The sequence below is a fragment of the Halomonas terrestris genome, assembly GCF_049166755.1.
GTDB lineage: Bacteria > Pseudomonadota > Gammaproteobacteria > Pseudomonadales > Halomonadaceae > Halomonas.
Genome location: NZ_JBMHFZ010000017.1, coordinates 24,777 through 50,534 on the forward strand (window position 1 = coordinate 24,777; position 25,758 = coordinate 50,534).

Sequence of the window (25,758 nt, forward strand, 5' to 3'; positions counted from 1 at the left end):
CGGCAGGAGAGCCGCCATGCCGAGAATAGCGGGACTCGACCACCTGGTGCTGCGCGTCACCGACCTCGACGCCATGCTGCGCTTCTACTGCGAGGCGCTGGGCTGCGAGGTCGAGCGCCGCGATGACGAACTGGGCCTGGTCCAGCTGCGTGCCGGCACGGCGCTGATCGACCTGGTGCCGGTGGAGGGTCCGCTGGGGCGTCGAGGTGGGGCCGCCCCCGGTCCCGAGGGGCGCAACCTGGACCACTTCTGCCTGCGCGTCGAGCCCTTCGATGCCGCGGCCATCCGTGCCGAGCTGGCGCCCTTCGGCATCGAGGTCGGCGAGGAGAGGGCCCGCTACGGCGCCGAAGGCAGCGGGCCTTCGCTCTACCTGAGCGACCCCATGGGCAATACCGTCGAGCTCAAGGGGCCGCCGCTGTCGTCGTGAATGCTCGGGTCGTGTCATTGCTGGTAGGCTAGGGGCCTGACGAGGCCGGCAAGGAAGGCGCGCATGAGTGTGGTTCCAGCGGCTGCCGGCACATCCCCCCGGCAGCGGGCAACGAGAAGGGAAATCTTCGGCTGGGCGATGTTCGACTTCGCCAACCAGGCCTATACGCTGCTGATCATCACGGTGGTGTTCGGCGAGCTGTTCACCACGGTGATCGTCGGCGACCGCGGCGACGACTACCGGCTGGCCAACCTGCTGTGGAGCCTGGCGCTGGCGGTGAGCTACCTGCTGGTGGTGGTCACCGGGCCCCTGTGCGGGGCGGTGATGGACTACCAGGCCGCCAAGAAGCGCTTCCTGTTCGCCAGCTACCTGGCCACCGTGGCGACCACCGCGATGCTCTACTTCGTGGCGCCGGGCTACGTGGTGCTGGGGCTGCTGCTGATCGTGGTATCCAACTACGCCTACTCCATGGGCGAGTCCTTCATCGCCGCCTTCCTGCCCGACCTGGGGCCTCCCCAGGACCTGGGCAAGATCTCCGGCTTCGGCTGGGCCCTGGGCTATGTGGGCGGGCTCTTCGCCGCGGGGTTCACGCTGGTGGTGCTGGGCGAGGCCACGGCGGACAACTTCGAGCGCATCCGCTGGGTCGGCCCCTTCGCCGCCGGCTTCTTCCTGGTCACCGCCATCCCCACCTTCCTGTGGGTCAAGGAGCGGGGGACGCCGCAGCCACCGGGCATGCCCTACCACCGCATCGCCTGGGAGCGGGTCTCGACGACCCTGCATGAACTGAGGCGCTTCCGCGACCTGGGCACCTTCCTGGTCTCGCTGCTGTTCTCCATGGCCGGGGTCTACATCATCATCGCCTTCGCCTTCATCTACGGGGCCCAGGTGATCGGCTGGGACGAGTCGATCCGCAACATCATGTTCATCATCGTGCAGATCACCGCGGCGGTCGGGGCGCTCGGCTTCGGCTTCATCCAGGACCGCATCGGCACCCGGGTGACCTATATCTTCACCCTGGTGCTCTGGGTGGCGGCGATCTTCGCCATCTGGGCCACTCCCGAGGTCACCGCCTTCCTCAACGCCAGCCTCGGCCTGGGCTGGGAGGCCCAGCACCTCTTCCTGTTCGTGGGCTGCCTGGCGGGGCTCTCCCTGGGATCGAGCCAGTCGGCCAGCCGTGCCCTGGTGGGGCTCTTCTCGCCGACCCGCAAGGCTGCCGAGTTCTTCGGCTTCTGGGGCCTGGCCAACAAGCTGGCCGGGGTCTTCGGCATCATCGCCCTGGGCCTGCTGCAGTCGGTGGTGGGCCTGCAGGCCTCGATCCTGCTCTGTGCCGGGCTGTTCATCGTCGCCATCCTGATCTGCCTGTTGGTGAATCAGGCCCGCGGGCAGCGGGCCGCGCATGACTGGGAGGTACGCAACGGCCTCGGCCAGGGGGGGGCGCACTGAGTGTCGACCCTGGATGTCGGGTTTCTGGCGCTGGTGGGCGTGACCTTCCTTGCCGCCGGTACCGTCAAGGGCGTGATCGGCATGGGCATGCCGACGGTCTCGCTGGCCCTGCTCGTGGCGACGGTAGGCCTGCAGCCGGCCATGGCACTGCTGCTGGTGCCGACGATCGTCACCAACCTCTGGCAGGCGCTGGTGGGCGGTCAGCTGAGGGCCATCGTCAGGCGCCTGTGGCCCTTCCTGCTGGCATCGGTGGTGGCCGTGTGGCCCGGGGTCGCGGTCCTGGCCGGCGTCGATGTCCGCTGGCTGACGCGACTGCTGGGGCTGCTGATCATCGGCTACGCACTGGTCAACCTGGGCATGGCCCGGTTCGTGCTGCCGGTGCGGCATGAGCGCCGCGCCGGTGTGATCTCCGGGCTGGTCAATGGCCTGCTGACCGGCATGACCGGCTCGTCGGTGTTTCCGGGCGTGGCCTATCTCCAGGCCCTGGGATTGCCGCGGGACCAGCTGATCCAGGCCATGGGGATCCTGTTCACCCTCTGCATCCTGGCGCTGGGCCTGGCCATGGGCGGCCAGGACCTCCTGACCGGCGAGCTGATGCTGACCTCCAGCCTGGCGGTGATCCCGGCCCTCCTCGGCATGCAGCTGGGCCAGCGGTTGCGCCGCCGGCTCTCCGAGTCGGGCTTTCGCCGCTTCTTCTTCCTGGGGCTGCTGGTGATGGGCAGCTATATCGTGCTGCGCTCGCTGCTCGGATAGGCGCCAGGGCGGGTAAGGCCTCGGGGTGGCGACTAGACTGAGGGAATCGCCGCTCACCGCGGCCCGAGCAGGTCGCCGCCATGGACCCCGTCATGCTGCGTGCCATCGAACGCATCCTGGTCGTGCTGTTCGCCGGCATGGCCATCTATCTCGGCTACCGGTTGTTCCTGGCGGTGCCCGCCCACCGCGACAGCGACGGCAAGGTGACCCTGCCCGGCGGCACCGAGGTGGTGCTGAACCGTGCCGCGCCGGGGCTCTTCTTCGCCCTGTTCGGCAGCGTGGCCCTGGGCATCTCGCTGTACAGCGCCATCCAGGCCACCTCGACACCGCCCATGGCAGGCGGCGATGCCCCGGTGCTGGCCAGCTACTCCGGGCTCGTGCCGGAAACCCGGGGCATCGACCCCGCCCTGGAGCAGGCCCAGCTGCGCCGCCTCTTCTTCACCCTCAATGCCCTGGCCGATGCCTCCTCCGCGGAGGGCAGCCAGGCCGTGGCGGAGCGTGGCGACCTGCGCCAGGTGAAGCTGCGGCTGATGCGTGGCGCCTGGCTGGACGGCTGGGGCGATTACGCCGCCTTCAGCGACTGGGCCAATGGCACCGATGCCCGGGGCGAGCCGCCCGATGCCCGCTTCTCCGCGCCGGCGGCCCTCTACCATCAGGGCAGGGAACAGCCGTGAAGGCCGGCTGGCGGGCCGGCCTGGCCCTGTCCTGCTGGCTGCTGGCCTCACCGGCCACCGGCATGGCGACCCTCTACGACGAGGCGACCCTGGCCTACTGGTCGCGGATCACCCCCGAGGACATCCGCCGCGTGCACGACGAGAATCTCGTGCCGGCCCTGGCGGCGGACGAGCGCGTCCGGCTGGCAGGCGTCGAGCTCGCCTTCCCGCTGCGCTGCCCGGTGCCCGCCAGCGAGCCCTTCTGCTACTACCAGCAGACCCTGGCCGATGGCCGCCGCCAGGTGGTGATGTCGGTGGCCTCGCTGCGCCTGTTCGGCGACCTCGCCCTGGCCATGGCCTGGCTACAGCTCGAGGGGTTGTCGATCGAGACGCCTGCACAGTACCTGGCCATGCTGCGTCACCGCCGGCCCGAGTCGTTTCCCGAGGGGCGCTATCCGCTGCCGCTCGCGGCACTGGGGGTGCCCGATGACGTCCGGGAGCGTAAGGAGGTGATGGAACTCCATGGCAAGATCTTCACCTCCTCGGTGGTCTTCGTGCTGCTCCACGAGCTGGGGCATGCCCTGCACCGCCATCCGGGCTACGGGCCCGGGGTCGCCCGGGAAGCGGCCCGCCGCCACGAGACCGAGGCCGACGAGTTCGCCCTGGACGTCATGGCCCGGCTCGCCTATCCACCGCTGGGCATGAGCGTCTTCTTCACGCTGCTGGCCCACTGGGAGCCCAATCGCTGGCACTTCGCCGACGAGGCGGCCCATCGCGCCCACCTGGCCGAGGCCACCCATCCGTTGACCTCCGACCGGCTGAGGGGTCTGGCCGCGGCCCTGGCCGAGCGCGGCGACGCCTTCGCCCGGGCCGAACCGGACTTCGTCGCGGCCCGCGCACGGGTCGTCGGCGTGGCCGACGAGATCGGCCGCCTGGCGGACTTCCTGGACGACCGCGACATCCAGGAGGGCATCGTGCGCCTGGGGCGTGCCACCGAGCCGGCGGTCCTGAAGCCGCGGCGGGCGGGTGAGCCGCCTATCGACCGGGCGCCTCCGGAAGCCGGGCAGCCCTTCGCGGGCACCTTCCGGGGCATGCTCGGTGACGCCTCGGGGGAGCTGCCGGTGTGGCTGGTGCTCGAGCGGCAGGGCGACCGGGTCCGGGGGGCGTTCACCTACGGGCTGGGCCTGGGCCAACTGGAAGGGGAGGTGCAGGCGGGGCGCCTGCATTTCGGCTGGACCCTGGGCCTGGAGCAGGGACTGGGCGTGCTCGAGGCGGCGGCGGACGACGCACGACTGCACGGCAGCTGGGGGCGCGAGCGCTCCGCCGACGACGGCGGTTACTGGGAGCTGTGGCGGGAGGAGCTCGAGTAGGAAAGCCGGGCCCGTGGCAACGACGAGGGCGGAGGAAGGCCGACGCTTCGCGACCGGTGGGTAGACAGCGCCGGACTTCGGTGTCAATGCTGTCGTTGGGCAGAGCGAGGGAGGACGGCGGATGAGCGACAAAGACCCCACACGGCGTGCCGGGATCGGCATGATGCTGCTGTTCTGGGTACTCTTCATCGGCACCGGCACCTGGTGGTTCCAGGGCTATCTGGAAGGGCTGCGCAATCCCAATGCGCACCTGGTCAACAGTGTGGCGGGGGATGGGGAGCCGATCACCCTGGAGCGCAATCGCTCGGGCCACTTCATGGCCACCGGACGCATCAACGGCGAGCCGGTGGAGTTCCTGGTCGATACCGGGGCCACCTACGTGGCCCTGCCCGCCGGGCTGGCCGACCGGCTGGACCTCGAGCGTGCGGGATCCGCCTGGTTCAACACCGCCAACGGTCGGGTACGAGGACACCTCACCACCCTCGACGAGGTCAGCCTGGGCGGCTTCTCTGCCAGCGAGGTGCGCGGTTCCATCAGCCCCGGCCTCGAGGGGGACATCGCCCTGCTGGGCATGAGCTTCCTCAACCGCTTCGACATCGAGATCCGCGACTCGCGCATGGTCCTGCGCCCTGCGCGGCAACCCTGAGGAGTCCATGGCCCAGCATCCGAGAGGTCGTCGAGCCGAGAAGCCGCGGGAGATATCCGTTCGCGGCTGGCTGGACATCCTGTGGCGCGTCAAGCAGGAGATGAGCGACGACCGTGTCACCATGCTGGCCGCCGGCATCGCCTTCTACGCACTGCTGTCGCTGTTTCCCGCCATTGCGGCGGTCATCTCGCTCTGGGCGCTGGTGCTGGATCCCCAGGACATGACGCGCCAGATCATCGAGCTGAGCCGCTTCCTCCCCGAGGGCGGGGCCCGCCTGGTCGAGGAGCAGGCGCGCAAGATCGGAGACAACACCGATACCGGGCTGAGCCTGACGGCCCTGACCAGCCTGGTCGTGGCGATGTACGTGGCCTCCAAGGGCGTGCGCGGCATGATCGTCGGGCTCAACGTCGTCTACGGCGAGGGCGAGCGCCGCGGCCTGGGCCACCGTACGCTGGTCGTTGCGGCCCTGACCCTGGGCCTGATCGTGCTGACCCAGGCCAGCCTCCTGTTCGTCACGCTCATCCCACTGGCCATGGGCATGCTCGGCCTCGATGCCACCCTGGTCCGGGTGATCGGCTGGCTGCGATGGCCCGTGCTGCTGCTGGTGATGATGTTCGTCATCGCCGTGCTCTACCGCTTCGGCCCCTATCGGCGTTCGCCGCGCTGGGAGTGGGTCAGCGTCGGGACCGTCACCGCCACCCTGCTGTGGCTGCTCGGCTCCGGCGGGCTCTCGCTCTATGTCGGCCATGTGGCGAACCTCGGCGAGCTCTATGGCTCGCTGGGGGCCGTGGTGGTGCTGATGCTGTGGTTCTGGCTCTCCGCCTTCGTCGTATTGCTCGGTGCCGAGATCAACGGTGAAATGGAGCGCCAGACCCGATGCGATACCACCACCGGCGAGCCGCGACCCATGGGAGAGCGTGGCGCCCATGTGGCCGACACCCTGGGCCGCCGCGCCTGGCATCGCGACCGATCCGGCGACACGCCCGACCAAGGAGAGAACCCGTGAGCCTCAAGCAGCGACTCGGCATCGACCTTCCCATCCTCCAGGCGCCCATGGCGGGCGCGCAGGGGGCGGACCTCGCCGTGGCGGTCTGCGGGGCCGGCGGCCTCGGGGCGCTGCCCTGCGCCATGCTGGGACCGGAAGCCATGGCACGTGAACTCGAGTCCATCCGGTCGCGCACTCGCGCACCGATCAACGTCAACTTCTTCTGCCATGCCCCGCCCGAGCCGGACCCGGCCGCGGAGGCTCGCTGGCGCGAGGCGCTGGCTCCCTACTATGCCGAGCTGGACCTCGACATCGCGAGCGTGCCGGCCGGCGGCGGTCGACGGCCCTTCGACCACGCGGCCTGCGATCTGCTGGAGGCCGTCCGGCCCGAGGTGGTCAGCTTCCACTTCGGCCTGCCGGCGCCGGAACTGCTCGAGCGGGTCAAGGCCCTGGGGGCCATGGTGCTGTCGTCCGCCACCACGGTGGAGGAGGCGCTGTGGCTCGAGGCCCGGGGCGCCGATGCGATCATCGCCCAGGGTCTCGAGGCGGGAGGCCATCGCGGCATGTTCCTTGCCGAGGAGATCACCACCCAGGTCGGTACCCTCGCCCTGCTCCCCCAGGTCAAGGCGGCGGTCGAGGTGCCGGTGATCGCCGCCGGTGGCATCGGCGATGCCCGCGGCGTGGCGGCAGCCATGGCGCTGGGCGCCGATGCCGTGCAGGTCGGTACCGCCTTCCTGTGCTGCCCGGAGGCGACCAGCTCGCGGATTCATCGGCAGGCGCTGATGAGCGAGGCGGCCCGCCACACGGCCCTGACCAACCTCTACAGCGGCCGACCCGCACGAGGCATCGTCACCCGCCTGATGCGCGAGCTCGGCCCGCTCGGCGATGTCGCCCCGGCCTTCCCGCTCGCCACCGCGGCCATCGCCCCGCTGCGGGCTGCCGCGGAAGCGCAGGGCAGCGGCGACTTCTCGCCGCTGTGGGCCGGGCAGAACGCCAGCGGCTGTCGCGAGGTACCCGCCGCCGAGGTGGTGGAAGCGCTCGCTGCCGGGTGTTGAGCGTACGCGTGGCGATGCACTGCCCGGCACCGGACGGCGGCGATGAACATCACTCCATCTTGCCGCCGCTGTAGGTCAGCCCCGGGATCCGGGTCTTCCGTTCCAGGAGATCCAGCGCCTGGGCGACGGTGCCGGTCAGTACCAGGTAGATGATGGCTACCAGGGTGAAGGCTTCCAGAAACTGGAAGGTCTGATAGCCGACCTGTTCGGCGCGGGAGGTGAGCTCGGTGAGACCGATGGCGTAAGCGATCGAGGTGTACTTGAGCTCGACGACGGCCTCGTTGGACCACTGCGGGATCACGCGCCGGCCGGCCTGGGGGAGGATGATATCGCGCAGCGCCTGGAAGCGGCTCATGCCCATGGCTCGGGCGGCGACCATCTGTCCCGCTGGCAGCGACAGGATGGCACCGCGGAAGTATTCGGCCTGGTAGGCGGCACTGTTCAGGCCGATGGCCAGCGCGGCAGCAGTGAAGGGATCGAGGACGATGCCGATTTCCGGCAGGCCCAGATAGATGAAGAACAGCTGCACCAGCATCGGGGTGCCGCGGAACACCTCGACGTAGAGGGTCGCCAGCAGGTAGATCGGCCTGGGTGCGTAGATCCGTCCCCACACCAGCAGCAGTGCCAGGCAGAAGCCCAGCAGCATGGCGATTGCCCACAGCCCCATGGTCACGCCCACGCCCTCGAGCAGAAACGGCATCCAGGTGCGACCGAACTCGATGAATTCCGTCATGGCGGGGCTCCCCTAAGGTCAGGTGTCCTGTCGATCATGGGTGATCATCTGCAGGAACTGTGACGTGCGTGCGTGCTCGGGCCGGCTGAACAGCTGCGAGGGCGGCCCCTGCTCGACGATCACGCCGCCCTCCATGAAGATCACTTCGTCGGCGGCTGCCCGGGCGAACCCCATCTCGTGGCTGACCACCAGCATGGTCATGCCGGCCTGGGCCAGGTCCTTCATAACCTGTACCACCTCGCCGGTCAGCTCCGGGTCGAGCGCCGAGGTTGGCTCGTCGAACAGGATCAGCTTGGGGTCCATGGCCAGTGCCCGGGCGATGGAGGCGCGCTGTTTCTGTCCCCCGGACAGTTCGGCGGGGTAGGCGTCTCGCTTGTCGGCAAGACCGACGCGCTCGAGCTCCTCCAGGGCGCGCTCGGTGGCTTCCTGTCTCGAGCGGCCCAGCACGTTGCGCTGCGCCAGACGCACGTTGTCGAGCACGCGCAGGTGGGTGAACAGGTTGAATTCCTGGAAGACGAAGCCGATCTGGGCGCGGACCTGGTTGATGCCTTTCTCCTCCACCCGCGTCCCGTCGAGGATGACGGTGCCGCTGTCGGGAGGGCTCAACAGGTTGATGCAGCGCAGTAGCGTCGACTTGCCTGTCCCCGAGGGGCCGATCACGATCTTCGACTGGCCGCGCTCGAGGTCGAAGCTGACCCCCTTCAGTACCTCCACGCCACCATAGGTCTTGTGCACGTCGCGCACGCTGAGAATCGGGGTGTCGCTCATGATTCGCTCCCACGCCCTTCGAATCCCGGGATCGCCATCCTGCGCTCCAGGGCATAGAGGCCGGCATTGCCCAGGCGGTTGACCACGAAGTACATCGCCGCGACCACCGCGAACACCGTCAGGGTGTTGCCCTGCAGATTGGAGACGATATAGCTCGCCTGGCGGGTCAGCTCGACCACCCCGATCACATAGGCCAGTGAAGTCGCCTTCAGCTCCGAGGAATATTCGTTGGTCCAGGGCCCGATGGAGCGACGCAGCGCCTGGGGCAGCACGATGTGCAGAATGGCGCTCGAGCGCGACATGCCGAGCGCCCGGGCGGCCATCACTTCACCGCCGGCCACCGACTGGATGGCGCCACGGAAAATCTGTGCCTGATAGGCGGTGGAGCGCAGCCCCAGGGCGATCACGGCCGCCACGAACGGCGACAGGGGGAACAGCTCGCCCACCCCGTAGAAGAACAGCAGCAGCAGGACGATCTCGGGAATGCCGCGGAAGATGCGTTCGAAGATCACCGCGAAAAGGCGTAGCGTCCAGTGGCCGTAGGTGCTCATGACCGACAGGGTCAGGCCCAGGACGAAGCCCAGCGCCAGCAGCGCCGCCAACAGTTGAATCCCGATCCACAGCCCGCGCAGCAGGTACGGAAATTCGGCCACCAGGGTGTCGAAGACCATCGAGGCAGTTCCCAGCCGATGTCAGGGCGGCCCCTGGCCGCTGAACGGCGAGGGCCGCGAGGAGTGGCCTAGTCGTCGAGGCCGGCGATGGGTTCCTGATAGGTTCGCACGTAGTCCGGCATGGTGGCGGGAATCTGCCGGATGGTGGCATAGGGGGCGTAGGAGTGGACGATCTCCTGCCACTGCCCGGACTCGTAGAGCTCCATGATGCCGCGGTTGAGAGTGCCCAGGATGCCATTGGGGTCGCCTCTCGAGACGGCGAGTGCCTGGGGTTGGCCCTGGGTGATGGTACCGGCGATGCGCACCTCGCGGCCCTTGTCGATGAAGTCCTCGGCGGTGTCGGTGCTCACGATCACCGAATCGATCCGTCCCACGCGCATGTCCTCGATGGCGGTCACGTAATCCTCGTAACTGCGCAGGGTCACATCGATGGCGTCGTTCTGCACCAGGTTGGCCTCTACCCAGCTGTTCTGCGTCGAGCCGCCCTGGGCGCCGATGGTGGCGCCACAGCACAGGGCGGTGACGACATTCAGCTCGGAGTCGATGTTGACCAGCACCTCGTCATCGTTCTCCCACCAGGGGATGGTGAAGTCCAGGACCTCGTTACGCTCCTCGGTCACGTTCAGGCCGGTGACCAGCAGGTCGATGCGCTCGTTGGCCAGAGCGGGAATCAGCGAGGGCCATGGCATATCGCGGAACTCCACTTCCAGCCCCTGATTCTCGGCGATGGCACGCATGGCATCCACCGCGATGCCCTTGTACTCTCCGCCTTCGGCATAGGCCCAGGGGGGGAAGGCGGCCTCGATCCCTGCGACCAGAGTCTGGGCCTGGGCGATACTCAGGCTCAGTGAGCCTCCTGCGAGAACGGAAGAGAGCAGAAATAGCTTGAGGGGGTTGTTGTTCATTGTATTGGATGGCCTCGTCAGGGGTTTCGATGCTGAAATCGCCCGCACCGCTAGCTTCAACGTAGGTAGGCGTGTGAAGGGGTGTCAAATCCGCCCCGCGGCCCGGCGATGGCGGAATGCGTAGCATGATCTCCTCCTGCCTTCGTCGCTTCAGGCCTGCTACCATGGATGCATGAACAGTACTCAGCCCGCCGCCCGGGTCACGGCATCGCTGGATGATCCGCTCTACTACCTGGTGAACTTCCGCTTCGTGCTGGCGTGGGTCGCCGAGCGGCACGGCGACCTGCTGAACGCCTCGGAGCGGGCCTTCATGGCCGACTTCGAGGCCCTGCCGCCTGCCTCCCGGGCGTTGCTGGTGCGCATGGTGATGCGCAAGGGGGAGCACTTCCGGCGCTCGAGGCTCGCCTATGCCGAGATCGGGGACAGCGCGGCGGCGCTGGCACCTCTGGCCGAGCTGGGCTGGGTCGATCCCGATCCCGGGCTGTCCCTCGACGAGCTCTTCCGGCAGCTGCGCCTGCCCGAGCTGCGCCGGGCGCTGGCCGACGAGATCGCCGCCGCCGGGCTGACCGCCGCGACCGGCAAGGCGGCGCTGTTCGCGGCGCTGGCGCCGCGCCTTGCCGAGAGCCGCCGCCTGGCTGCCTGGTGGCCCGAGGCACCCGATCGCATCGTGCGCCTCACCGTGATGGAGACCTGCGACCGGCTGCGGCTGATGTTCTTCGGCAACCTGCGCCAGGACTGGGCCGAGTTCGTGCTCGCCGAGCTGGGGGTGCAGCGCTTCGAGCGGGTCGCCTTCACCCCCGAGTCGCGGGCCTTCCAGTGCCGCGAGGAGGTCGACGCCTATCTGGCCCTGCATCGGCTGCGCGAGCGCCTGGATGCCGGCGAGTCGCCCGAGGCGCTTCGCGCCGAGCTGCCAGCGGTGAACGGCGACAACAGCTGGCTCGCGGGACGTCGAAGCCGGCTGCTCCTGCAGCTGGGGGTGGCCGCCGAGCGAGCGGGCGAGCGTGACCGGGCCCTTTCCCTCTACGCCGAGGCCGGGCCAGGCGAGCCGCGCATCCGCCGCCTGCGCCTGCTGGAGCGGATGGGCGAGCATGCCCTCGCCCATGAGCTCGCCGAGCAGGCCGCCCTCGAATCGGTCGGTGAAGCGGAGCACCAGGCGCTGGAGCGCCTGCGCCCGCGGCTGCGGCGGCGGCTGGGCCTGCCGCCGGTGGCGTGTCTCCCCGAGCCCGTCACCGAGCGCTGGGATCTCGCACTGGGCGGCCGCGCGGAGAGTGTCGAGCTCGCCGTGCGCGACCATCTGAACCGCACCGAGGCGCCGGTCCACTATGTGGAGAACACCCTGCTGACCGGGCTCTTCGGGCTGCTCTGCTGGGAGGCCGTGTTCGCCCCGCTGCCCGGCGCCTTCTTCCACCCCTTCCACGGCGGGCCGGCGGATCTCCGGCGGGAGGACTTCGTCGCCCGTCGTCGGGCGCTGTTCGACGCCTGCCTCGCCCGGCTCGACGATGGCAGCTACCGCGAGGCGATACGGCATGCCTGGGTCGAAAAGCAGGGCATCGTCTCGCCCTTCGTGCACTGGGGCGTGCTCACCGAGCCGCTGCTCGAGCAGGCGCTCGACGCTATCCCGGCGCCGGACCTGCACGCCTGCTTCGAGCGGCTGCTGGCCGATCTCAAGGCCAACCGCGCCGGCCTGCCGGATCTGATCCAGTTCCTTCCCGAAGCCGATGCCGCCGGTCGCCGCTACCGGCTGATCGAGGTGAAGGGGCCCGGCGACCGCCTGCAGGACAACCAGCGCCGCTGGCTGGCCTTCTTCCACGCTCGCGGCATGCCCGTCGTGGTGTGCCATGTCCGCTGGCGGGACACGGCATGAGCGCAGGCGAGTACCGGGTCGCGGTCAGGGCGCTGTGCGACTTCACCGCCCGGGAGGGCGACCTCGATCATCGCTTCACCCCCGCGCCCAGTGCCCGGGAGGGGATCGCCGGCCACGCCCTGGTGGCCGGGCGCCGCGGTGAGGGGTATGAAGCCGAGCTGCCGCTCTCGGGCCGCTTCGAGGGCCTGGTCGTCGGGGGCCGGGCCGATGGCTATGACCCGGTGGCCAATCGCCTGGAGGAGGTCAAGACCCATCGCGGCGACCTGTCGCGCATGGCCGCCAACCAGCGCGCCCTGCACTGGGCGCAGGCGAGGGTCTACGGTGCCCTGCTGTGTGCCGCGCGGGGCCTGGAGGGCCTCACCCTGGCGCTGGTCTACCTGGAGATCACCACCGGCCGCGAGACGGTGCTCACCGAGGAGGCCACGGCCGAGTCGCTGCAGGCCTTCTTCGAGACCCAGTGCCGGCGCTTCCTGGCCTGGGCCGGGCAGGAGACCGAGCATCGCCGGCGTCGCGATGCGGCGCTGCGCGAGCTCGCCTTTCCCCATGCCGCCTTCCGGCCGGGACAGCGCGAGCTGGCGGAGGGCGTCTACAAGGCGGCGGCCACCGGACGCTGCCTGCTGACCCAGGCGCCCACCGGCATCGGCAAGACCCTCGGCACCCTCTTCCCGATGCTCGCGGCCATGCCGCGCCAGGGGCTGGACCGCATCGCCTTCCTGACCATGAAGACCCCGGGGCGGCGGCTGGCGCTGGACAGCCTGGCGGTGCTGGGTGCCGGAGCGACGCCGGCGGGCGAGGCGCCGTCCGCGTGCCGGCAGCTGCCGCTGCGGGTGCTGGAGCTCGTCGCCCGGGACACGGCCTGCGAGCACCCGGACAAGGCGTGCCATGGCGAGGCCTGCCCGCTGGCGGCGGGCTTCTATGACCGGCTGCCGGCGGCGCGCCGGGCGGCGGTGGCGCGGGGCTGGCTCGACCGCGAGTCGCTGCGCGAGGTGGCCCTGGCGCATCGGGTGTGCCCCTACTACCTGGGCCAGGAGCTCGCTCGCTGGTGCGACGTTACCGTGGGGGACGTCAACCACTGGTTCGACCTCCACGCCATGCTCCACGGGCTGGCCCGGGCCAACGACTGGCGGCTCGGCCTGCTGGTGGACGAGGCCCACAACCTGGTGGAGCGGGCGCGGGGCATGTACAGCGCCGAACTCGACCAGGGTCGGCTCAACCGGCTGCGCCGCTCGGCACCGCCGGCCCTGGCCAGGCCCCTGGGCGGGATCGCCCGGCAGTGGCAGCGGCTGGTTCGCGACTCGGGCTCGGCGGAGGAGGGCGATGGGCAACGCCCCGATTATCGCCTCCTGGACGGGGTGCCCAGGGGAATGACGGGGGCGCTGCAGCGGGCCGTCGTCGCCATCACCGATTACCTGGGGGAGCACCCCGAGGGCGGCAGCGCCGAGCTCCAGGAGCTGCTGTTCGAGGTGCTGGCCTTCTGCCACCTGGCCGAGCAGTTCGGCGAGCATTCGCTGTGCGACCTGACGCGGCGGGGGCGTGGCCAGGCCGTGCTGGGGCTGCGCAACCTGGTGCCGGCGGACTTCCTGGCCCCGCGGTTCTCCGCGGCCCACTGCGCGGTGCTGTTCTCGGCGACCCTCACCCCCGGCCACTACCATCGCGACCTGCTGGGGCTGCCGGACGACAGCGTCTGGCAGGCGGTGGCCTCGCCCTTCGCCGCGGAGCAGCTCGAGGTGCGGGTGCGTGGCGACATCTCGACCCGGCTGCGCGATCGCGAAGGCTCCACGGCGCCCATCGTCGCCGAGCTGGCCGGGCAGTACCACCGGCGGCCGGGCCACTACCTGGCCTTCTTCAGCAGCTTCGCCTATCTGGAGATGGTGCTGGCGCGCTTTCGTGAGCGGCATCCCGAGGTACCCGTCTGGGCCCAGACCCGCGGGATGCAGGAGACCGAGCGCGACGCCTTCCTGGGGCGCTTCCGGCCGGGCGGCCGCGGCATCGGCTTCGCGGTGCTGGGCGGCGCCTTCGCCGAAGGCATCGACCTGCCCGGCGACCGGTTGATCGGCGCCTTCATCGCCACCCTGGGGCTGCCGCCTGCCGGCCCCTTCAACGAGGCGTTGAAGACACGCCTCGAGATCCGCTTCGGCCACGGCGACGACTATGCGTACCGCATTCCCGGCCTGATCAAGGTGGTGCAGGCCGCCGGCCGGGTGATCCGTGGCCCCGGGGACCGGGGCACCCTGGTGCTGATGGACGACCGCTTTGCCCGCCGCGAGGTGCGCTCGCGCTTGCCCGAGTGGTGGCGGCTCGGTTGAGGGCCTGTCACGGCCCTCGATCGCGGTGGCGCGGGATTTCCTCCATGCGGGTGGCGATGTCCTCGTCCGCCTCGTAGAGGGCCTCGAGCTCGCGCGCCGCCTCCTGGATGGTCTGGATCAGCTTCTTCTCGTTGCCGAACACCTCGAGCTGGCGCAGCAGCGCCTGCTCGTCATGGGGGCGGAAGGTATCGATGGTGTGCTGGGCCTGGTCGCGGGGGATGCCCAGGCCGACCAGGGCATCGCGGGTCAGCTCCAGGCTGGCGGGCAGCAGCTCGCGCACGATATGGGTGACCCCGGCGCGCATCAGCAGGTGGGCGTGGTAGCGATTGCGGGCGCGGGCGTAGAGCCTGAGGTGCGGGAAGCGCCGCTTGACCTGCTCGACGATGCGCATCGAGGCCTCGGGGTCGCCCACTGCCACCACCAGCACCTTGGCGCGACCGGCACCGGCGGCCTCGAGCAGGTCGGTACGGGAGGCATCGCCGAAATGGACCTTGTTGCCGTAGCGGCGCACGAACGCCACCTGGTCGGCGTTGATGTCGAGTACGGTATAGGGAATCTTCAGCCCTTGCAGGGCACGCCCCATGATCTGCCCGAAACGGCCGAAGCCGGCGATCAGGATCTCCGGCGACTCGTCGGCGGGGCGGTCATAGGCCGGTTTCGCGCGTCGCGTGCCGAACAGCCGTCGCAGGCCGTGGACATGCAGCTGGAAGAGCAGCGGGGTGGTCGCCATGGAGAGCGAGACCACCAGGATCAGCAGGCTGACCAGGGCCGGGTCGAGCAGGGCGGCGGCCGCTGCCGCGGAGAGCAGCACGAAGCCGAACTCGCCGCCCTGGGAGAGCAGCACGGCGAGGTTGCTGGCCTCCTTCCAGCTGCTGCGATAGAGGCGGGCGGCCAGCACCACCGAGAGCCCCTTGAGCAGCACCAGGCCCAGGGTGAGGCCGAGGATCGCCAACGGCATCTCGGCGAGCAGGTCGATCTCGGCCATCATCCCCACCGCCATGAAGAACAGCCCCAGCAGCAGCCCGCGGAAGGGTTCGATGTCGGCCTCGATGCTATGGCGATACTCCGAGTCGGCCAGCAGCACGCCGGCGATGAAGGCCCCCAGGGCCATGGAGAGCCCGGCCAGTTCCATCAGCAGGGCGGCACCGATCACCACCAGCAGGGCGGTGCCGGCGAACACCTCGCGGCTGCGGGTGGCGGCGGCGTAATGGAACAGCGGCCGCAGCAGGTAGCGGCCGCCGACGATCAGCCCGGCGAAGGCACCGGCGGCAAGGACCACCTCCCGCAGCAGGGGGGCAGCACCGTCGGCCATCAGCGCATCGGCGGCGAGGATCGGGATGGCCGCCAGCACCGGGATCGCCGCCAGGTCCTGGAACAGCAGCAGGGCGAAGGCGTGGCGGCCGTGGCGGGTCTGCAGTTCCTTGTGCTCACCCAGCAGGTGCAGTACCAGCGGCGTGGAGCACAGCCCCAGGCTGAAGCCCGCCACCAGTGCCGCGGCCGGGGAGAGCCCCAGCCACCAGGCGGCCAGGGAAAGCAGTGAGGTGGTGACCGCCACCTGCAGGCTGCCGAAGCCGAACACCGCCTTGCGCATCACCTTGAGGCGCGCCGGCTTGAGCTCCAGGCCGATCACGAACAGCAGGAAGACGATGCCCACCTGGGAGAACTGCAGCACTCCCTCGGCGTCCGGCACCAGGGCCAGCACCGAGGGGCCGATGACCACCCCGGCGGCCAGGTAGCCCAGCACCTCGCCGAGCCCCAGGCGCTTGAAGACCGGCACGACCAGCACCGCCGCGGCGAGGAAGATCAGGGCATTGAGCAGCAGTCCGGCGGCCAAGGGCGACTCCTTAGGGGTGGCGAGGGGGACCCCCATTCTACCCGAGCGGGGGCCGCATATTGACAAGCAAGCCCCGGGCCAGCCTGATGGCCCCAGGCGGGAACGCCACCCCCGGCCCCGGGGTCTGACATCCTGACAGCCGCGGGGCCCCAGCCTGGAGGAGAGCAATATGCGACTCAATGCCGACTTTACCCGGCGTGCGGTGGTCACGCCCGATGCCTACCACTGGGTGGATTCGCCGACACCGGGCGTGGAGCGGATGATGCTGGATCGCGTCGGCGAGGAGGTGGCACGGGCCACCTCGCTGGTCCGCTATGCCCCGAACAGCCATTTTCCCCGCCACGAGCACGGTGGCGGCGAGGAGATCCTGGTCCTGACAGGCGAGTTCGCCGACGAGCACGGCCGCTATCCGGCGGGCAGCTACCTGCGCAACCCCATCGGTACCGCCCATGCCCCGCGGGTCGGCGAGCAGGGGGCGACCATCTTCGTCAAGCTGCACCAGTTCTCGCCGGCGGACACCGAGCAGAAGGTCATCGATACCCGTACGGCCGACTGGCAGCCGGGACCGGAGGAGGGGCTCGAGGTGATGCCCCTGCACGATTTCGGGGACGAGCACGTCGTGCTGGAGCGCTGGGAGCCGAGCGTTCGCCTCGCCCCCCGGGAATATCGGGGTGGTGCGGAGATCCTGGTGCTCGAGGGCACCCTCCTCGACGAGCACGGCAGTTACCCGGCCGGCAGCTGGCTGCGCTGCCCCCCCGGCAGCCGGCACGCGCCCGTCAGCGGGGCGGAGGGGGCCCGCGTCTATGTCAAGACGGGGCACCTGGCCCCCGCCGAGCGCGGCTAGAGACCAGGCAGCAGCAGCCAGGTCCCGCCGGCGATCAGCAGCAGGCCGGCACCGTACCCCAGCCAGTGTCCCCTGGGCAGGGTCTTCTCCAGCAACACGAGCAGCGCCAGCCCGGCGATCCAGTACAGGTTCATCACCCCGCCGAAGAACAGCAGCAGCATCAGGAACCAGCAACATCCCAGGCAGTAGGCGCCATGCTCCAGGCCCATGATCAGCGCGCCCCGTCGCCCGGAGCGCCAGTGGCGGGCGAGATACATCACCGGGTGGCGGCAGTGCCGCAGGCAGGTACGCTTGAGTGGCGTGAGCTGATACAGGCCGGCGGCGAGCAGCACGCCCGCCCCCAGCAGCGGGCTGTCGATGACCATTCCCGGCGCCATCGACCCGGTGCGCACCAGGGCCCATTGCAGGACGGTGGCCGCGAGGCCGAAACCGCCCCATGCCAGCACATACCCCAGGGTGAAGCTGGTGGTCGGCACATGACGATTGCCGGCCTCGCGCTGCCGCGCATTCACCGCGGCAAACAGCAGGATCATGGGCGTGGCACCGGGCAGCATCATGGCGATCATCATGATCCACCACATGATGAACATCACCATGCCGTAACCGGCCGTCCAGGTCTCGATCGGTGCCATGTCGCCCATCGCTGTGGCCATCCCGCTCATCCGGGTCATGTCGAGGGCCGACATGCCCGTGCCCGCGCCGGCCAGCAGGTAGGCCCAGCTCGCGGCGATCACCGCGACCAGCAGGGCAAGGACCACCCACTGGTCCCGGCGCAGGAGCTTCTCCACGGTTCTGTCCAGTTCCATGACCCGTTCCTCCCGGCCAGGCGCGAGGGACATGCTCCCGGCCTTCTCCGGAGACACCGCCCCCGTCCTGCCCTGGGCTCGGGCGGGGGCGCTTCAGGCTTCACTCAGGCATTCACGACACCTTGTGGCGTCCAGGTGACGCGGGCGAAGTGGGCATGACCCGCGCTCCATTCGAGCGGGATGGGCGCCGCGTGGGTCTTGACCGAGCTGCTGCCATACTCGGCCTCGTGATATTCGAAACCCTCCGGCAGGGTGACCCGGACCCGGTGGGGGTCACCGGTCACGGGATTGCGGATCGGCTCGCCGGTGGCCTCGATGAGGTCGGGAATGGCGATACGGCCGGTGCGCGCCTCCACGTCCGCCTGGAGGTCGATGGGCGTCACGAGGGGCTCGTGGTAGGTGTCGATCACATGGCTGAACACATTGAAGATGGTGGCACCGGGCTCGGTTTCCTCGCCCTTGAAGAGCGCCGTCAGCGCCTGGCGCTGGCCCGGCGTCGTGCGTTCGTCCAGGACCAGCTGCGCCTGCCCCCCGCCTTCATGAATGGGGCCCGGCCAGGCGAGCAGGCCGACGAACACCGTCCCATCGAGTGGGGTATCACCGAAGTGGCCGCGTTCGATGCGTATTCCGACCGCAGCCCGGCAGTCGCCGTGGGTCGGCAGGGCATTGAACTGGCACGGGCAGCTGAAATCGCAGTTGCAGGTCGTGAAGTCGATGGCCTCGATCTTCCAGTCTACGGGAGACATCTCGTCCTCCTTCGCCCTCGGGCGGCTCGACAGTGCGATGAAGGCATCGCGAGTGGATGACATGGCCGGCGTCCCTGTCACCATCTTCAAGTCTGGAACATGTTGGCAGGGAGGGTAAGGGCCGAACTCATCACAACCGGTCCGTTTGGCTCAGGGGGGCGTCGAGAAAGGCTGGCGTCGGCCAGCGATTGTGCCGGGTCATGACGATATGCTATCCATGGCCGGGCATCCCATTGAACTGCAAAGGAGCATGCATTATGGGTATCGAAGTGGGTGGCCTGCTGGGCCTGATCTGGTTGATCATCGTGGTCTGGGCCATCGTCAAGGTGGCCAAGAGTTCCGCCGGGGGTGTCGCCAAGCTGCTGTGGATCCTGATCCTGCTGTTCTTCCCCGTGCTGGGCCTGATCGTCTGGCTGTTGCTGGGCCCCAAGGGGTAGGGGGCAGTACCGACAACGCTTCACGGCGGGCCGTTCCCGGACGGCCCGCTGTCATTCCGGCATGTCGCGGGGCTCGCCCCGGTCGCACTTCACGCACTCGAGGGCCAGGCCGAGCCGCGAACGCCGCCCCGCCTCGCTGGTCACCCAGGGACGTTCGGTCCAGGGCGGCTGGTGGCGGACATGCTGGTTGTGCCCGCAGGCGAGCTCGGCCACCCAGTGGCCCTCCTCGTCGCGGTGGTAGCCGATGATGGGCTGCCGCATGGCCAGGCTAGTGGCCGGGGCCGGCGTCGCTCATTTCCCGTCGAGGGGCCGGTAGTGCCCCGGTACCCTCACCCGTTCGCCGTTGGGGAGCTGGCGGACATGAGTGGGCACGTAGACTCGCTTGATGATGCTCTTCTGTTCCGTCATGGGAGAAGGCTCCTTTTCACCCGCCGGGGTATGGTCTTCACGTTAGCGCCTGCGTACGCGATGAACAATAGCGGCTGGGGCGCCGGGGGGGGGGCCGCGCTCCCGTCACGCAGCGCCCGGGGCCGCTGGCCCCGGGCGCTCGGCTCAGTGGTAGCGCGGCCCGGCACCGGCCCCTGCGGCCCCCCGGCGCAGCCGGGTGAAGCGTACCGGCGGGCTGTACTTCTCGCCCTCGGGGGCGCGCTCCGGCGCCGGCCGGACCTGCCAGCCCCGCGAGGTCGCCCACTCCTTCAGCTCCCGGTAGTTGAGCAGCGGATACTCCCGCGAGTAGGGGTTGGGGGACGTCGAGGGGAAGGCGAAGGCCACATGGGGGTAGTGGGCGAAGGCGTCTTCGCTGTCATGGGCGGCCAGCGCCCGATCCAGGGCGGACTGCCAGGCCCGGGAGTCGCGAGGTGCAGTGCTGCGAGCAACTTGCATGGTAATGCCCTCCGTTGATGTACCTGTTGTCGGGGCCATGAAAAACGCCCCGCCCGGCGTGGCCGGACAGGGCGTCATCATCTGGGGTGGCGGAGTCGGCCCGAAGCGTTCGGGAGCCGTGGATCCGCCGGGGGATCGCCGGTGGACGCGGGCGGCCCGGGGGCCGCACGTCGAGGGTCGGGGTCTCCTGGTCCACCATGGCGATGCCTCCAGTCAGCGTTTTCCGGGGAGCCGCTCCCCGGCAGGAACCTCGCTCAATCCCAGCTCAGCGCGCCGCCCACCTGGTACTCGGTGACGCGGGTCTCGAAGAAGTTCTTCTCCTTGCGCAGGTCGATGATCTCGCTCATCCACGGGAAGGGGTTCTGGGCGCCGGGGAACTGCTCCTTGAGGCCGATCTGGGCCAGGCGGCGATTGCAGATGAAGTGCAGGTACTCCTCCATGATCGCCGCGTTCATGCCCAGCACGCCGCGGGGCATGGTGTCCCGGGCATAGGCGATCTCGAGTTCGGTACCCTCGAGGATCATCTGGGTCACCTCGTCCTGGAACTCGGGCGTCCACAGGTGCGGGTTCTCGATCTTGATCTGGTTGATCATGTCGACGCCGAAGTTCAGGTGCATCGACTCGTCGCGCAGGATGTACTGGAACTGCTCGGCCACCCCGGTCATCTTGTTGCGCCGCCCCATGGAGAGGATCTGGCTGAAGCCGCAGTAGAAGAAGATCCCCTCGGTGACGCAGTAGAAGGCCACCAGGTTGCGCAGCAGCTCCTGGTCGGTCTCCGGCGTGCCGGTGTTGAAGTCCGGGCGCGCCAGCGACTGGGTATGCTTGAGGCTCCAGGCGGACTTGGCGGCCACCGAGGGCACCTCGCGGTACATGTTGAAGACCTCGCCCTCGTCCATGCCCAGCGACTCCACGCAGTACTGGTAGGCGTGGGTGTGGATCGCCTCCTCGAAGGCCTGGCGCAGCAGGTACTGGCGGCACTCGGGGTTGGTGATCAGGCGATAGAGCGCCAGCACCAGGTTGTTGGCCACCAGCGAGTCGGCGGTGGAGAAGTAGCCCAGGCTGCGCTCGACGATGCGCCGCTCGTCCGCGGTCAGGCCATCCTGGCTCTTCCACAGCGCGATGTCGGCATTCATGTTCACTTCCTGGGGCATCCAGTGGTTGGCGCTGCCGTCCAGGTACTTCTGCCAGGCCCACTCGTACTTGAAGGGCACCAGCTGGTTGAGGTCGGCGCGGGCATTGATCATCTGCTTGTCGTCGACCTCGATGCGCGCCGCGCCCATCTCCAGCTCTTCCAGGCCGGCGGCCACGTCGAGCTCGTCGAGCGACTTGCGGGCCCGGGCCAGGCGGTCCTGGTCGGCCACGGCATAGCGCCCGGCGCTCTCCCTCACGTTCTCCTCGCGCACGGCCTCGGCGGCGGGTTGCGGAGCGGGTGCCGACTTGGGCTGCTCGGCGACCGCGGTCTCGTCCTCGTGGAATTCGTCCCAGTTCAGCATCTGTCTCTCCCGGTATGTGGTCCGGATGTCCTGTATGAGTGCAGCTTCGCTGCACTCCGGCGGCGTGTTCATGTTGCTGCAGGAGCGCAGCTTTGCTGCGCGATAGCGGAGGCCCCGGGGCGCCTGTCGGCGCCAATCGCGCAGTGAACTGCGCTCCTGCAGAGGGGGAGGCGCATTACTGGCAGGCCTCGCAGCCCAGCTCGTCGATATCGCCGGCCGAGGGTGGGCGCTGGCCGCCCTTGCCGTTCAGGAAGTCCTCGATGCCCCGCGGTTCCGGCGCCGGCGAGGGTTCCTGCACGGGCGCCGGAGCGTTACCGCTGCTGACCGCATTCAGCGTGCCGCGGTCGACGGTGGACTTCTCCACCGAGGTGGCGCCCAGGGCGCGCAGGTAGTAGGTGGTCTTGAGGCCGCGGAACCACGCCATGCGGTAGGTCACGTCGAGCTTCTTGCCCGAGACTCCCTTGATGTAGAGGTTCAGCGACTGGGCCTGGTCGATCCACTTCTGGCGACGGGCGGCGGCCTCCACCAGCCACTTGGGTTCCACCTCGAAGGCGGTGGCGTACTTGGCCTTGAGGTCGTCCGGTATGCGGTCGATGGGCTGGGCCGAGCCGTCGTAGTACTTGAGGTCGTTGATCATCACCTCGTCCCACAGGCCGCGCTCCTTGAGGTCATTGACCATCTGGGCGTTGACCACGGTGAACTCGCCGGAGAGGTTCGACTTCACGTAGAGGTTCTGATAGGTCGGCTCGATGGACTGGGTCACGCCACAGATGTTGGAGATGGTGGCGGTGGGGGCGATGGCCATCACGTTGGAGTTGCGCATGCCCTGGCTGGCGACCTTGCTGCGGATGTGGTGCCAGTCCTGGGTGGCGGAGGTGTCCACCTCGATGTACTTCTCGCCACGCTCCGCCTTGAGCCGCTCGATGGAGTCGATGGGCAGCACGCCCTGGCTCCACAGCGAACCCTCGAAGCTCTCGTAGCGGCCGCGCTCGGCGGCCAGGTCGCTGGAGGCCTCGATGGCGTGGTAGCTGACCAGCTCCATGGAGCGGTCGGCGAACTCCACGGCCTCTTCGCTGGCGTAGGCGATGTCCTGGGCGTAGAGGGCATCCTGGAAGCCCATGATGCCGAGCCCCACCGGGCGGTGCCTGAAGTTGGAGTCCTTCGCCTGGGGCACCGCGTAGTAGTTGATGTCGATGACGTTGTCGAGCATGCGCACGGCGGTGCGCACGGTCTTCCTGAGCTTGTCGTCGTCGAGCCTGCCGTCCACCACGTGCCGGGCCAGGTTGACCGAGCCGAGGTTGCACACCGCGATCTCCTCGGGCGAGGTGTTCAGGGTGATCTCGGTGCACAGGTTGGAGGAGTGCACCACCCCGGCGTGCTGCTGGGGGCTGCGCAGGTTGCACGGGTCCTTGAAGGTGATCCAGGGGTGGCCGGTCTCGAACAGCATGGAGAGCATCTTGCGCCACAGGTCCTTGGCCTTGACCCGCTTGAAGAGCTTCAGCTGGCCGGTACGGGTCATCTCCTCGTACTCGGCGTAGCGCTGCTCGAAGGCGGCGCCATAGAGGTCGTGGAGGTCCGGGCAGGTGGCCGGCGAGAACAGCGTCCACTCCTGGTCGTCGAAGACGCGCTTCATGAACAGGTCCGGCACCCAGTTGGCGGTGTTCATGTCATGGGTGCGGCGGCGGTCGTCGCCGGTGTTCTTGCGCAGTTCGAGGAACTCCTCGATGTCCAGGTGCCAGGTCTCCAGGTAGGCGCACACCGCGCCCTTGCGCTTGCCGCCCTGGTTGACCGCCACCGCGGTGTCGTTGACCACCTTGAGGAAGGGCACCACGCCCTGGGACTTGCCGTTGGTGCCCTTGATGTAGGAACCCAGGGCGCGCACCGGGGTCCAGTCGTTGCCCAGGCCGCCGGCCCACTTGGAGAGCAGGGCGTTGTCGCGGATCGCGCTGTAGATGCTGTCCAGATCGTCGGGTACGGTGGTGAGATAGCATGAGGAGAGCTGGCTCCTGACGGTGCCCGAGTTGAACAGGGTCGGGGTGGAGGCCATGTAGTCGAAGCTGGAGAGCAGCTCGTAGAACTCGATGGCGCGCGCCTCGCGGTCGTCCTCGTTGAGCGCCAGGCCCATGGCCACGCGCATGAACATCACCTGGGGCAGTTCGTAGCGCACCTCGTCCCGGTGGATGAAGTAGCGGTCGTAGAGGGTCTGCAGGCCCAGGTAGGTGAAGGCGTTGTCGCGGGTATGGTCGAGCGCATCGCCCAGGCGCGCGAGGTCGAACTCGGCGAGCCGCGGGTCGAGCTGCTCGAACTCGATGCCACGGGCCACGTAGGCCTCGAAGGCGGGGGCGTAGAGCTCGGCCATCTCGCCGAAGGTGGCCTCGTCGGCCACGCCCAGGAAGGAGAGGGCCTCGCGGCGCAGGTTGTCCTGCAGCAGGCGTGCGGTCACGTAGGTGTAGTTGGGCTCCTTCTCCACCAGGGTGCGCGCGGTCATCATCAGTGCCTGGGAGACGCCGTCGATGGTGACGCCGTCGTAGAGGTTCTTCAGGGAGTCCTCGACGATGCGCTGGGGATCGACGTTGGCCAGCTCCGCGCAGGCGTCGAACACCAGGGTCTCGACCCGACCCAGGTCCAGCGGGCGGACGGTGCCGTCGGTCAGGGTGACGTTCAGGGTCGGGTGCGGCTTCTCGATGTCGCCACCGGCGGCGGCGCGGGCGCGGGCATGCTCCTCGCGGTAGAGCACGTAGGCGCGGGCGACCTTCTGCTCGCCGGCGCGCATCAGGGCCAGCTCGACCTGATCCTGGATGTCCTCGATGTGCAGGGTGCCACCGTCGGGCATGCGGCGCAGGAAGGCCTGGGCGATGGCCTCCGACGAGCGCTGGACGAAGTCGCGCACGCGCGAGGAGGTGGCGGCGTTGTCGCCTTCCACGGCGATGAACGCCTTGCTCATGGCCACGGCGATCTTGCCGGCATCGAAGGGCACCACGTCACCGGTGCGCTTGATGACGCGGAGGGTTCGGGGTGCGGTGACGGTGACGGACGTCTTGTCCGGTGTAGCGGTGGTATCCATGGCGCCGGGGGTCCCTGTCTGGTTATCGATGAAACGCGCGAGAGATGTCGCTGTTGACAGCGGGTGAAGCGATTGCTATGGCACAGGATATGGTGTTCGTGCCGTGACGAAACACAAGATAGTGTGCTTTTTCGGCCTCATCAAGTGGATAAGCTGTGGATGGCTTGTGACCATCCGGGTAGAGTTTTGTGGTGGCCTGTCGGGTCCCGTGGTTGGGCCTTTTCCGGCGACCTCACGGGGTCTCGGGAAGGCGAAATCCTGGTTTTCGGGTATCCTTGAGCCATTGGCGGTAATCGACTCGTCCGCGGGTGGCTTGCCGAACCCGATCACCAGCCCATCAGGATGGATACAACAGGATGGATGACAGCTTGGAACCCCAGGAACAGGATCATGTGCTGATCATCGAGGACGATGAGCGGCTTGCCGGGCTGACCCGTGACTATCTGGAGGCCAACGGTTTCCGGGTCACGCTGGAGGCCGACGGGGCACGCGGTGTCGAACAGATCCTGGCGCTGCAGCCGGATCTGGTGATTCTCGATCTGATGCTGCCCGGTGAGGACGGCCTGTCGATCTGTCGCCGGGTGCGTGCCGACTACCCGGGCCCGATCCTGATGCTCACCGCGCGAACCGATGACATGGACCAGGTGCTGGGCCTCGAGATGGGTGCCGACGATTACGTGCCCAAGCCGGTGCAACCCCGCGTGCTGCTGGCCCGCATGCGGGCCCTGCTGCGTCGCACCGATCCCAGCGAGCCGGGGGGCGAGACGCGTCTCACCTTCGGCAACCTGGAGATCGACAGTGCCACCCGGGAGGCCTGGCTGGAGGGGGATCGCATCGACCTGACCAGCGCCGAGTTCGACCTGCTGTGGTTGCTGGCCAGCAATGCGGGACGGGTACTGACCCGCGAGGAGATCTTCTCCCAGCTGCGCGGCATCAAGTACGACGGCCAGGATCGCTCCATCGACGTGCGCGTCTCACGGATCCGCCCCAAGATCGGTGACGACCCCAACCAGCCGCATCGCATCAAGACGGTGCGCAGCAAGGGCTACCTCTTCGTCAGGGACAGCTGATCC

The 25,758-nt window shown here is 68.8% G+C and carries 24 protein-coding genes; 13 read left to right on the top strand and 11 right to left on the bottom strand.

Annotated elements, in window-relative coordinates:
- The first annotated feature begins 16 nt into the window (after nt 1-16).
- The 8 genes from ACOMD9_RS15240 to ACOMD9_RS15275 all read left to right on the top strand — a co-directional run bounded on the left by ACOMD9_RS15240 (nt 17) and on the right by ACOMD9_RS15275 (nt 7,332).
- Nucleotides 17-427, top strand: a complete 411-nt coding sequence (locus ACOMD9_RS15240) for a VOC family protein (RefSeq protein WP_421416531.1) — start codon at nt 17-19, stop codon at nt 425-427.
- 63 nt (nt 428-490) lie between these two features.
- Nucleotides 491-1,870 carry an MFS transporter gene (locus ACOMD9_RS15245; RefSeq protein WP_421416534.1) on the top strand — a complete coding sequence of 460 codons (1,380 nt, stop codon included), beginning with the start codon at nt 491-493 and terminating at the stop codon, nt 1,868-1,870.
- Entirely contained in the window at nt 1,871-2,623 is a 753-nt protein-coding gene (locus tag ACOMD9_RS15250; protein ID WP_421416537.1) for a sulfite exporter TauE/SafE family protein, read from the top strand. It abuts the gene before it with no gap.
- An 80-nt stretch (nt 2,624-2,703) separates the two neighbouring features.
- A complete protein-coding gene (locus ACOMD9_RS15255) occupies nt 2,704-3,297 on the top strand; it encodes a hypothetical protein (RefSeq protein WP_421416539.1) in 594 nt (197 codons plus the stop codon).
- The gene (locus tag ACOMD9_RS15260) at nt 3,294-4,646 is read left to right on the top strand and encodes a hypothetical protein (protein WP_421416542.1); all 1,353 of its coding nucleotides are present in this window, start codon (nt 3,294-3,296) and stop codon (nt 4,644-4,646) included. The genes ACOMD9_RS15255 and ACOMD9_RS15260 overlap by 4 nt, the downstream gene beginning before the upstream one ends.
- 121 nt (nt 4,647-4,767) lie before the next feature.
- Complete coding sequence (locus tag ACOMD9_RS15265; RefSeq protein ID WP_421416544.1) at nt 4,768-5,292, top strand: retropepsin-like aspartic protease family protein; 525 nt, start codon at nt 4,768-4,770, stop codon at nt 5,290-5,292.
- A gap of 7 nt (nt 5,293-5,299) precedes the next feature.
- The gene (locus ACOMD9_RS15270; RefSeq protein ID WP_421416546.1) at nt 5,300-6,298 is read left to right on the top strand and encodes a YihY/virulence factor BrkB family protein; all 999 of its coding nucleotides are present in this window, start codon (nt 5,300-5,302) and stop codon (nt 6,296-6,298) included.
- Nucleotides 6,295-7,332 carry an NAD(P)H-dependent flavin oxidoreductase gene (locus ACOMD9_RS15275; protein WP_421416548.1) on the top strand — a complete coding sequence of 346 codons (1,038 nt, stop codon included), beginning with the start codon at nt 6,295-6,297 and terminating at the stop codon, nt 7,330-7,332. Before ACOMD9_RS15270 ends, ACOMD9_RS15275 begins: the two co-directional genes overlap by 4 nt.
- A gap of 49 nt (nt 7,333-7,381) precedes the next feature.
- Here the strand turns inward: ACOMD9_RS15275 and ACOMD9_RS15280 are convergent, their stop codons facing one another.
- The 4 genes from ACOMD9_RS15280 to ACOMD9_RS15295 all read right to left on the bottom strand — a co-directional run bounded on the left by ACOMD9_RS15280 (nt 7,382) and on the right by ACOMD9_RS15295 (nt 10,409).
- The gene (locus tag ACOMD9_RS15280) at nt 7,382-8,065 is read right to left on the bottom strand and encodes an amino acid ABC transporter permease (protein ID WP_421416551.1); all 684 of its coding nucleotides are present in this window, start codon (nt 8,063-8,065) and stop codon (nt 7,382-7,384) included.
- A gap of 18 nt (nt 8,066-8,083) precedes the next feature.
- Complete coding sequence (locus ACOMD9_RS15285) at nt 8,084-8,833, bottom strand: amino acid ABC transporter ATP-binding protein (RefSeq protein ID WP_465249814.1); 750 nt, start codon at nt 8,831-8,833, stop codon at nt 8,084-8,086.
- Entirely contained in the window at nt 8,830-9,504 is a 675-nt protein-coding gene (locus tag ACOMD9_RS15290) for an amino acid ABC transporter permease (protein ID WP_421416553.1), read from the bottom strand. Before ACOMD9_RS15290 ends, ACOMD9_RS15285 begins: the two co-directional genes overlap by 4 nt.
- Nucleotides 9,505-9,572: 68 nt before the next feature.
- Nucleotides 9,573-10,409, bottom strand: a complete 837-nt coding sequence (locus ACOMD9_RS15295) for a transporter substrate-binding domain-containing protein (protein ID WP_421416555.1) — start codon at nt 10,407-10,409, stop codon at nt 9,573-9,575.
- A gap of 172 nt (nt 10,410-10,581) precedes the next feature.
- On the opposite strand from ACOMD9_RS15295, the gene ACOMD9_RS15300 reads away from it, so the two are divergent.
- Nucleotides 10,582-12,273: a VRR-NUC domain-containing protein gene (locus ACOMD9_RS15300; protein ID WP_421416557.1), complete on the top strand. Its 1,692-nt coding sequence runs from the start codon at nt 10,582-10,584 to the stop codon at nt 12,271-12,273.
- Nucleotides 12,270-14,579 (top strand): ATP-dependent DNA helicase, encoded by a 2,310-nt coding sequence (locus tag ACOMD9_RS15305; RefSeq protein WP_421416559.1) that lies wholly within the window; start codon nt 12,270-12,272, stop codon nt 14,577-14,579. Before ACOMD9_RS15300 ends, ACOMD9_RS15305 begins: the two co-directional genes overlap by 4 nt.
- 7 nt (nt 14,580-14,586) lie before the next feature.
- On the opposite strand, the gene ACOMD9_RS15310 is transcribed toward ACOMD9_RS15305, so the two are convergent.
- The gene (locus tag ACOMD9_RS15310) at nt 14,587-16,413 is read right to left on the bottom strand and encodes a monovalent cation:proton antiporter-2 (CPA2) family protein (RefSeq protein WP_421416561.1); all 1,827 of its coding nucleotides are present in this window, start codon (nt 16,411-16,413) and stop codon (nt 14,587-14,589) included.
- Between the two features lie 169 nt (nt 16,414-16,582).
- On the opposite strand from ACOMD9_RS15310, the gene ACOMD9_RS15315 reads away from it, so the two are divergent.
- Nucleotides 16,583-17,257 carry a cupin domain-containing protein gene (locus ACOMD9_RS15315; RefSeq protein ID WP_421416563.1) on the top strand — a complete coding sequence of 225 codons (675 nt, stop codon included), beginning with the start codon at nt 16,583-16,585 and terminating at the stop codon, nt 17,255-17,257.
- Here the strand turns inward: ACOMD9_RS15315 and ACOMD9_RS15320 are convergent.
- Together ACOMD9_RS15320 and ACOMD9_RS15325 are read right to left on the bottom strand one after the other, a co-directional pair.
- Nucleotides 17,254-18,063 (bottom strand): DUF2182 domain-containing protein, encoded by an 810-nt coding sequence (locus ACOMD9_RS15320; RefSeq protein WP_421416565.1) that lies wholly within the window; start codon nt 18,061-18,063, stop codon nt 17,254-17,256. The two genes, ACOMD9_RS15315 and ACOMD9_RS15320, sit on opposite strands and share 4 nt — an antisense overlap.
- 104 nt (nt 18,064-18,167) lie before the next feature.
- On the bottom strand, nt 18,168-18,809 hold the full coding sequence (locus tag ACOMD9_RS15325; protein ID WP_421416566.1) for a DUF1326 domain-containing protein: 642 nt from the start codon (nt 18,807-18,809) through the stop codon (nt 18,168-18,170).
- A gap of 257 nt (nt 18,810-19,066) precedes the next feature.
- On the opposite strand from ACOMD9_RS15325, the gene ACOMD9_RS15330 reads away from it, so the two are divergent.
- On the top strand, nt 19,067-19,246 hold the full coding sequence (locus tag ACOMD9_RS15330) for a PLDc N-terminal domain-containing protein (RefSeq protein WP_421416569.1): 180 nt from the start codon (nt 19,067-19,069) through the stop codon (nt 19,244-19,246).
- 51 nt (nt 19,247-19,297) lie between these two features.
- Here ACOMD9_RS15330 and ACOMD9_RS15335 read toward each other — a convergent pair whose 3' ends face one another.
- From ACOMD9_RS15335 to ACOMD9_RS15350, 4 genes are all read right to left on the bottom strand, one after another.
- Nucleotides 19,298-19,507 carry a DUF3565 domain-containing protein gene (locus ACOMD9_RS15335; protein WP_421416572.1) on the bottom strand — a complete coding sequence of 70 codons (210 nt, stop codon included), beginning with the start codon at nt 19,505-19,507 and terminating at the stop codon, nt 19,298-19,300.
- Nucleotides 19,508-19,798: 291 nt separating this feature from the next.
- Entirely contained in the window at nt 19,799-20,128 is a 330-nt protein-coding gene (locus ACOMD9_RS15340; RefSeq protein ID WP_421416574.1) for a hypothetical protein, read from the bottom strand.
- A 254-nt stretch (nt 20,129-20,382) separates the two neighbouring features.
- Nucleotides 20,383-21,621 (bottom strand): ribonucleotide-diphosphate reductase subunit beta, encoded by a 1,239-nt coding sequence (locus tag ACOMD9_RS15345; protein WP_421416576.1) that lies wholly within the window; start codon nt 21,619-21,621, stop codon nt 20,383-20,385.
- Nucleotides 21,622-21,796: 175 nt separating this feature from the next.
- Nucleotides 21,797-24,685 carry a ribonucleoside-diphosphate reductase subunit alpha gene (locus ACOMD9_RS15350; RefSeq protein ID WP_421416578.1) on the bottom strand — a complete coding sequence of 963 codons (2,889 nt, stop codon included), beginning with the start codon at nt 24,683-24,685 and terminating at the stop codon, nt 21,797-21,799.
- A 356-nt stretch (nt 24,686-25,041) separates the two neighbouring features.
- On the opposite strand from ACOMD9_RS15350, the gene ACOMD9_RS15355 reads away from it, so the two are divergent.
- Nucleotides 25,042-25,755 carry a winged helix-turn-helix domain-containing protein gene (locus tag ACOMD9_RS15355; protein ID WP_421416580.1) on the top strand — a complete coding sequence of 238 codons (714 nt, stop codon included), beginning with the start codon at nt 25,042-25,044 and terminating at the stop codon, nt 25,753-25,755.
- Nucleotides 25,756-25,758 lie beyond the last annotated feature (3 nt).

Coding starts and splice junctions, on each gene's coding strand:
- ACOMD9_RS15265 (WP_421416544.1), top strand. CDS start 4,768: ATGAGCGACAAAGACCCCACACGGCGTGCCGGGATCGGCATGATGCTG.
- ACOMD9_RS15345 (WP_421416576.1), bottom strand. CDS start 21,621: ATGCTGAACTGGGACGAATTCCACGAGGACGAGACCGCGGTCGCCGAG.
- ACOMD9_RS15300 (WP_421416557.1), top strand. CDS start 10,582: ATGAACAGTACTCAGCCCGCCGCCCGGGTCACGGCATCGCTGGATGAT.
- ACOMD9_RS15240 (WP_421416531.1), top strand. CDS start 17: ATGCCGAGAATAGCGGGACTCGACCACCTGGTGCTGCGCGTCACCGAC.
- ACOMD9_RS15295 (WP_421416555.1), bottom strand. CDS start 10,409: ATGAACAACAACCCCCTCAAGCTATTTCTGCTCTCTTCCGTTCTCGCA.
- ACOMD9_RS15335 (WP_421416572.1), bottom strand. CDS start 19,507: ATGCGGCAGCCCATCATCGGCTACCACCGCGACGAGGAGGGCCACTGG.
- ACOMD9_RS15330 (WP_421416569.1), top strand. CDS start 19,067: ATGGGTATCGAAGTGGGTGGCCTGCTGGGCCTGATCTGGTTGATCATC.
- ACOMD9_RS15285 (WP_465249814.1), bottom strand. CDS start 8,833: ATGAGCGACACCCCGATTCTCAGCGTGCGCGACGTGCACAAGACCTAT.
- ACOMD9_RS15305 (WP_421416559.1), top strand. CDS start 12,270: ATGAGCGCAGGCGAGTACCGGGTCGCGGTCAGGGCGCTGTGCGACTTC.
- ACOMD9_RS15280 (WP_421416551.1), bottom strand. CDS start 8,065: ATGACGGAATTCATCGAGTTCGGTCGCACCTGGATGCCGTTTCTGCTC.
- ACOMD9_RS15245 (WP_421416534.1), top strand. CDS start 491: ATGAGTGTGGTTCCAGCGGCTGCCGGCACATCCCCCCGGCAGCGGGCA.
- ACOMD9_RS15340 (WP_421416574.1), bottom strand. CDS start 20,128: ATGCAAGTTGCTCGCAGCACTGCACCTCGCGACTCCCGGGCCTGGCAG.
- ACOMD9_RS15320 (WP_421416565.1), bottom strand. CDS start 18,063: ATGGAACTGGACAGAACCGTGGAGAAGCTCCTGCGCCGGGACCAGTGG.
- ACOMD9_RS15355 (WP_421416580.1), top strand. CDS start 25,042: ATGGATGACAGCTTGGAACCCCAGGAACAGGATCATGTGCTGATCATC.
- ACOMD9_RS15350 (WP_421416578.1), bottom strand. CDS start 24,685: ATGGATACCACCGCTACACCGGACAAGACGTCCGTCACCGTCACCGCA.
- ACOMD9_RS15315 (WP_421416563.1), top strand. CDS start 16,583: ATGCGACTCAATGCCGACTTTACCCGGCGTGCGGTGGTCACGCCCGAT.
- ACOMD9_RS15325 (WP_421416566.1), bottom strand. CDS start 18,809: ATGTCTCCCGTAGACTGGAAGATCGAGGCCATCGACTTCACGACCTGC.
- ACOMD9_RS15255 (WP_421416539.1), top strand. CDS start 2,704: ATGGACCCCGTCATGCTGCGTGCCATCGAACGCATCCTGGTCGTGCTG.
- ACOMD9_RS15270 (WP_421416546.1), top strand. CDS start 5,300: ATGGCCCAGCATCCGAGAGGTCGTCGAGCCGAGAAGCCGCGGGAGATA.
- ACOMD9_RS15290 (WP_421416553.1), bottom strand. CDS start 9,504: ATGGTCTTCGACACCCTGGTGGCCGAATTTCCGTACCTGCTGCGCGGG.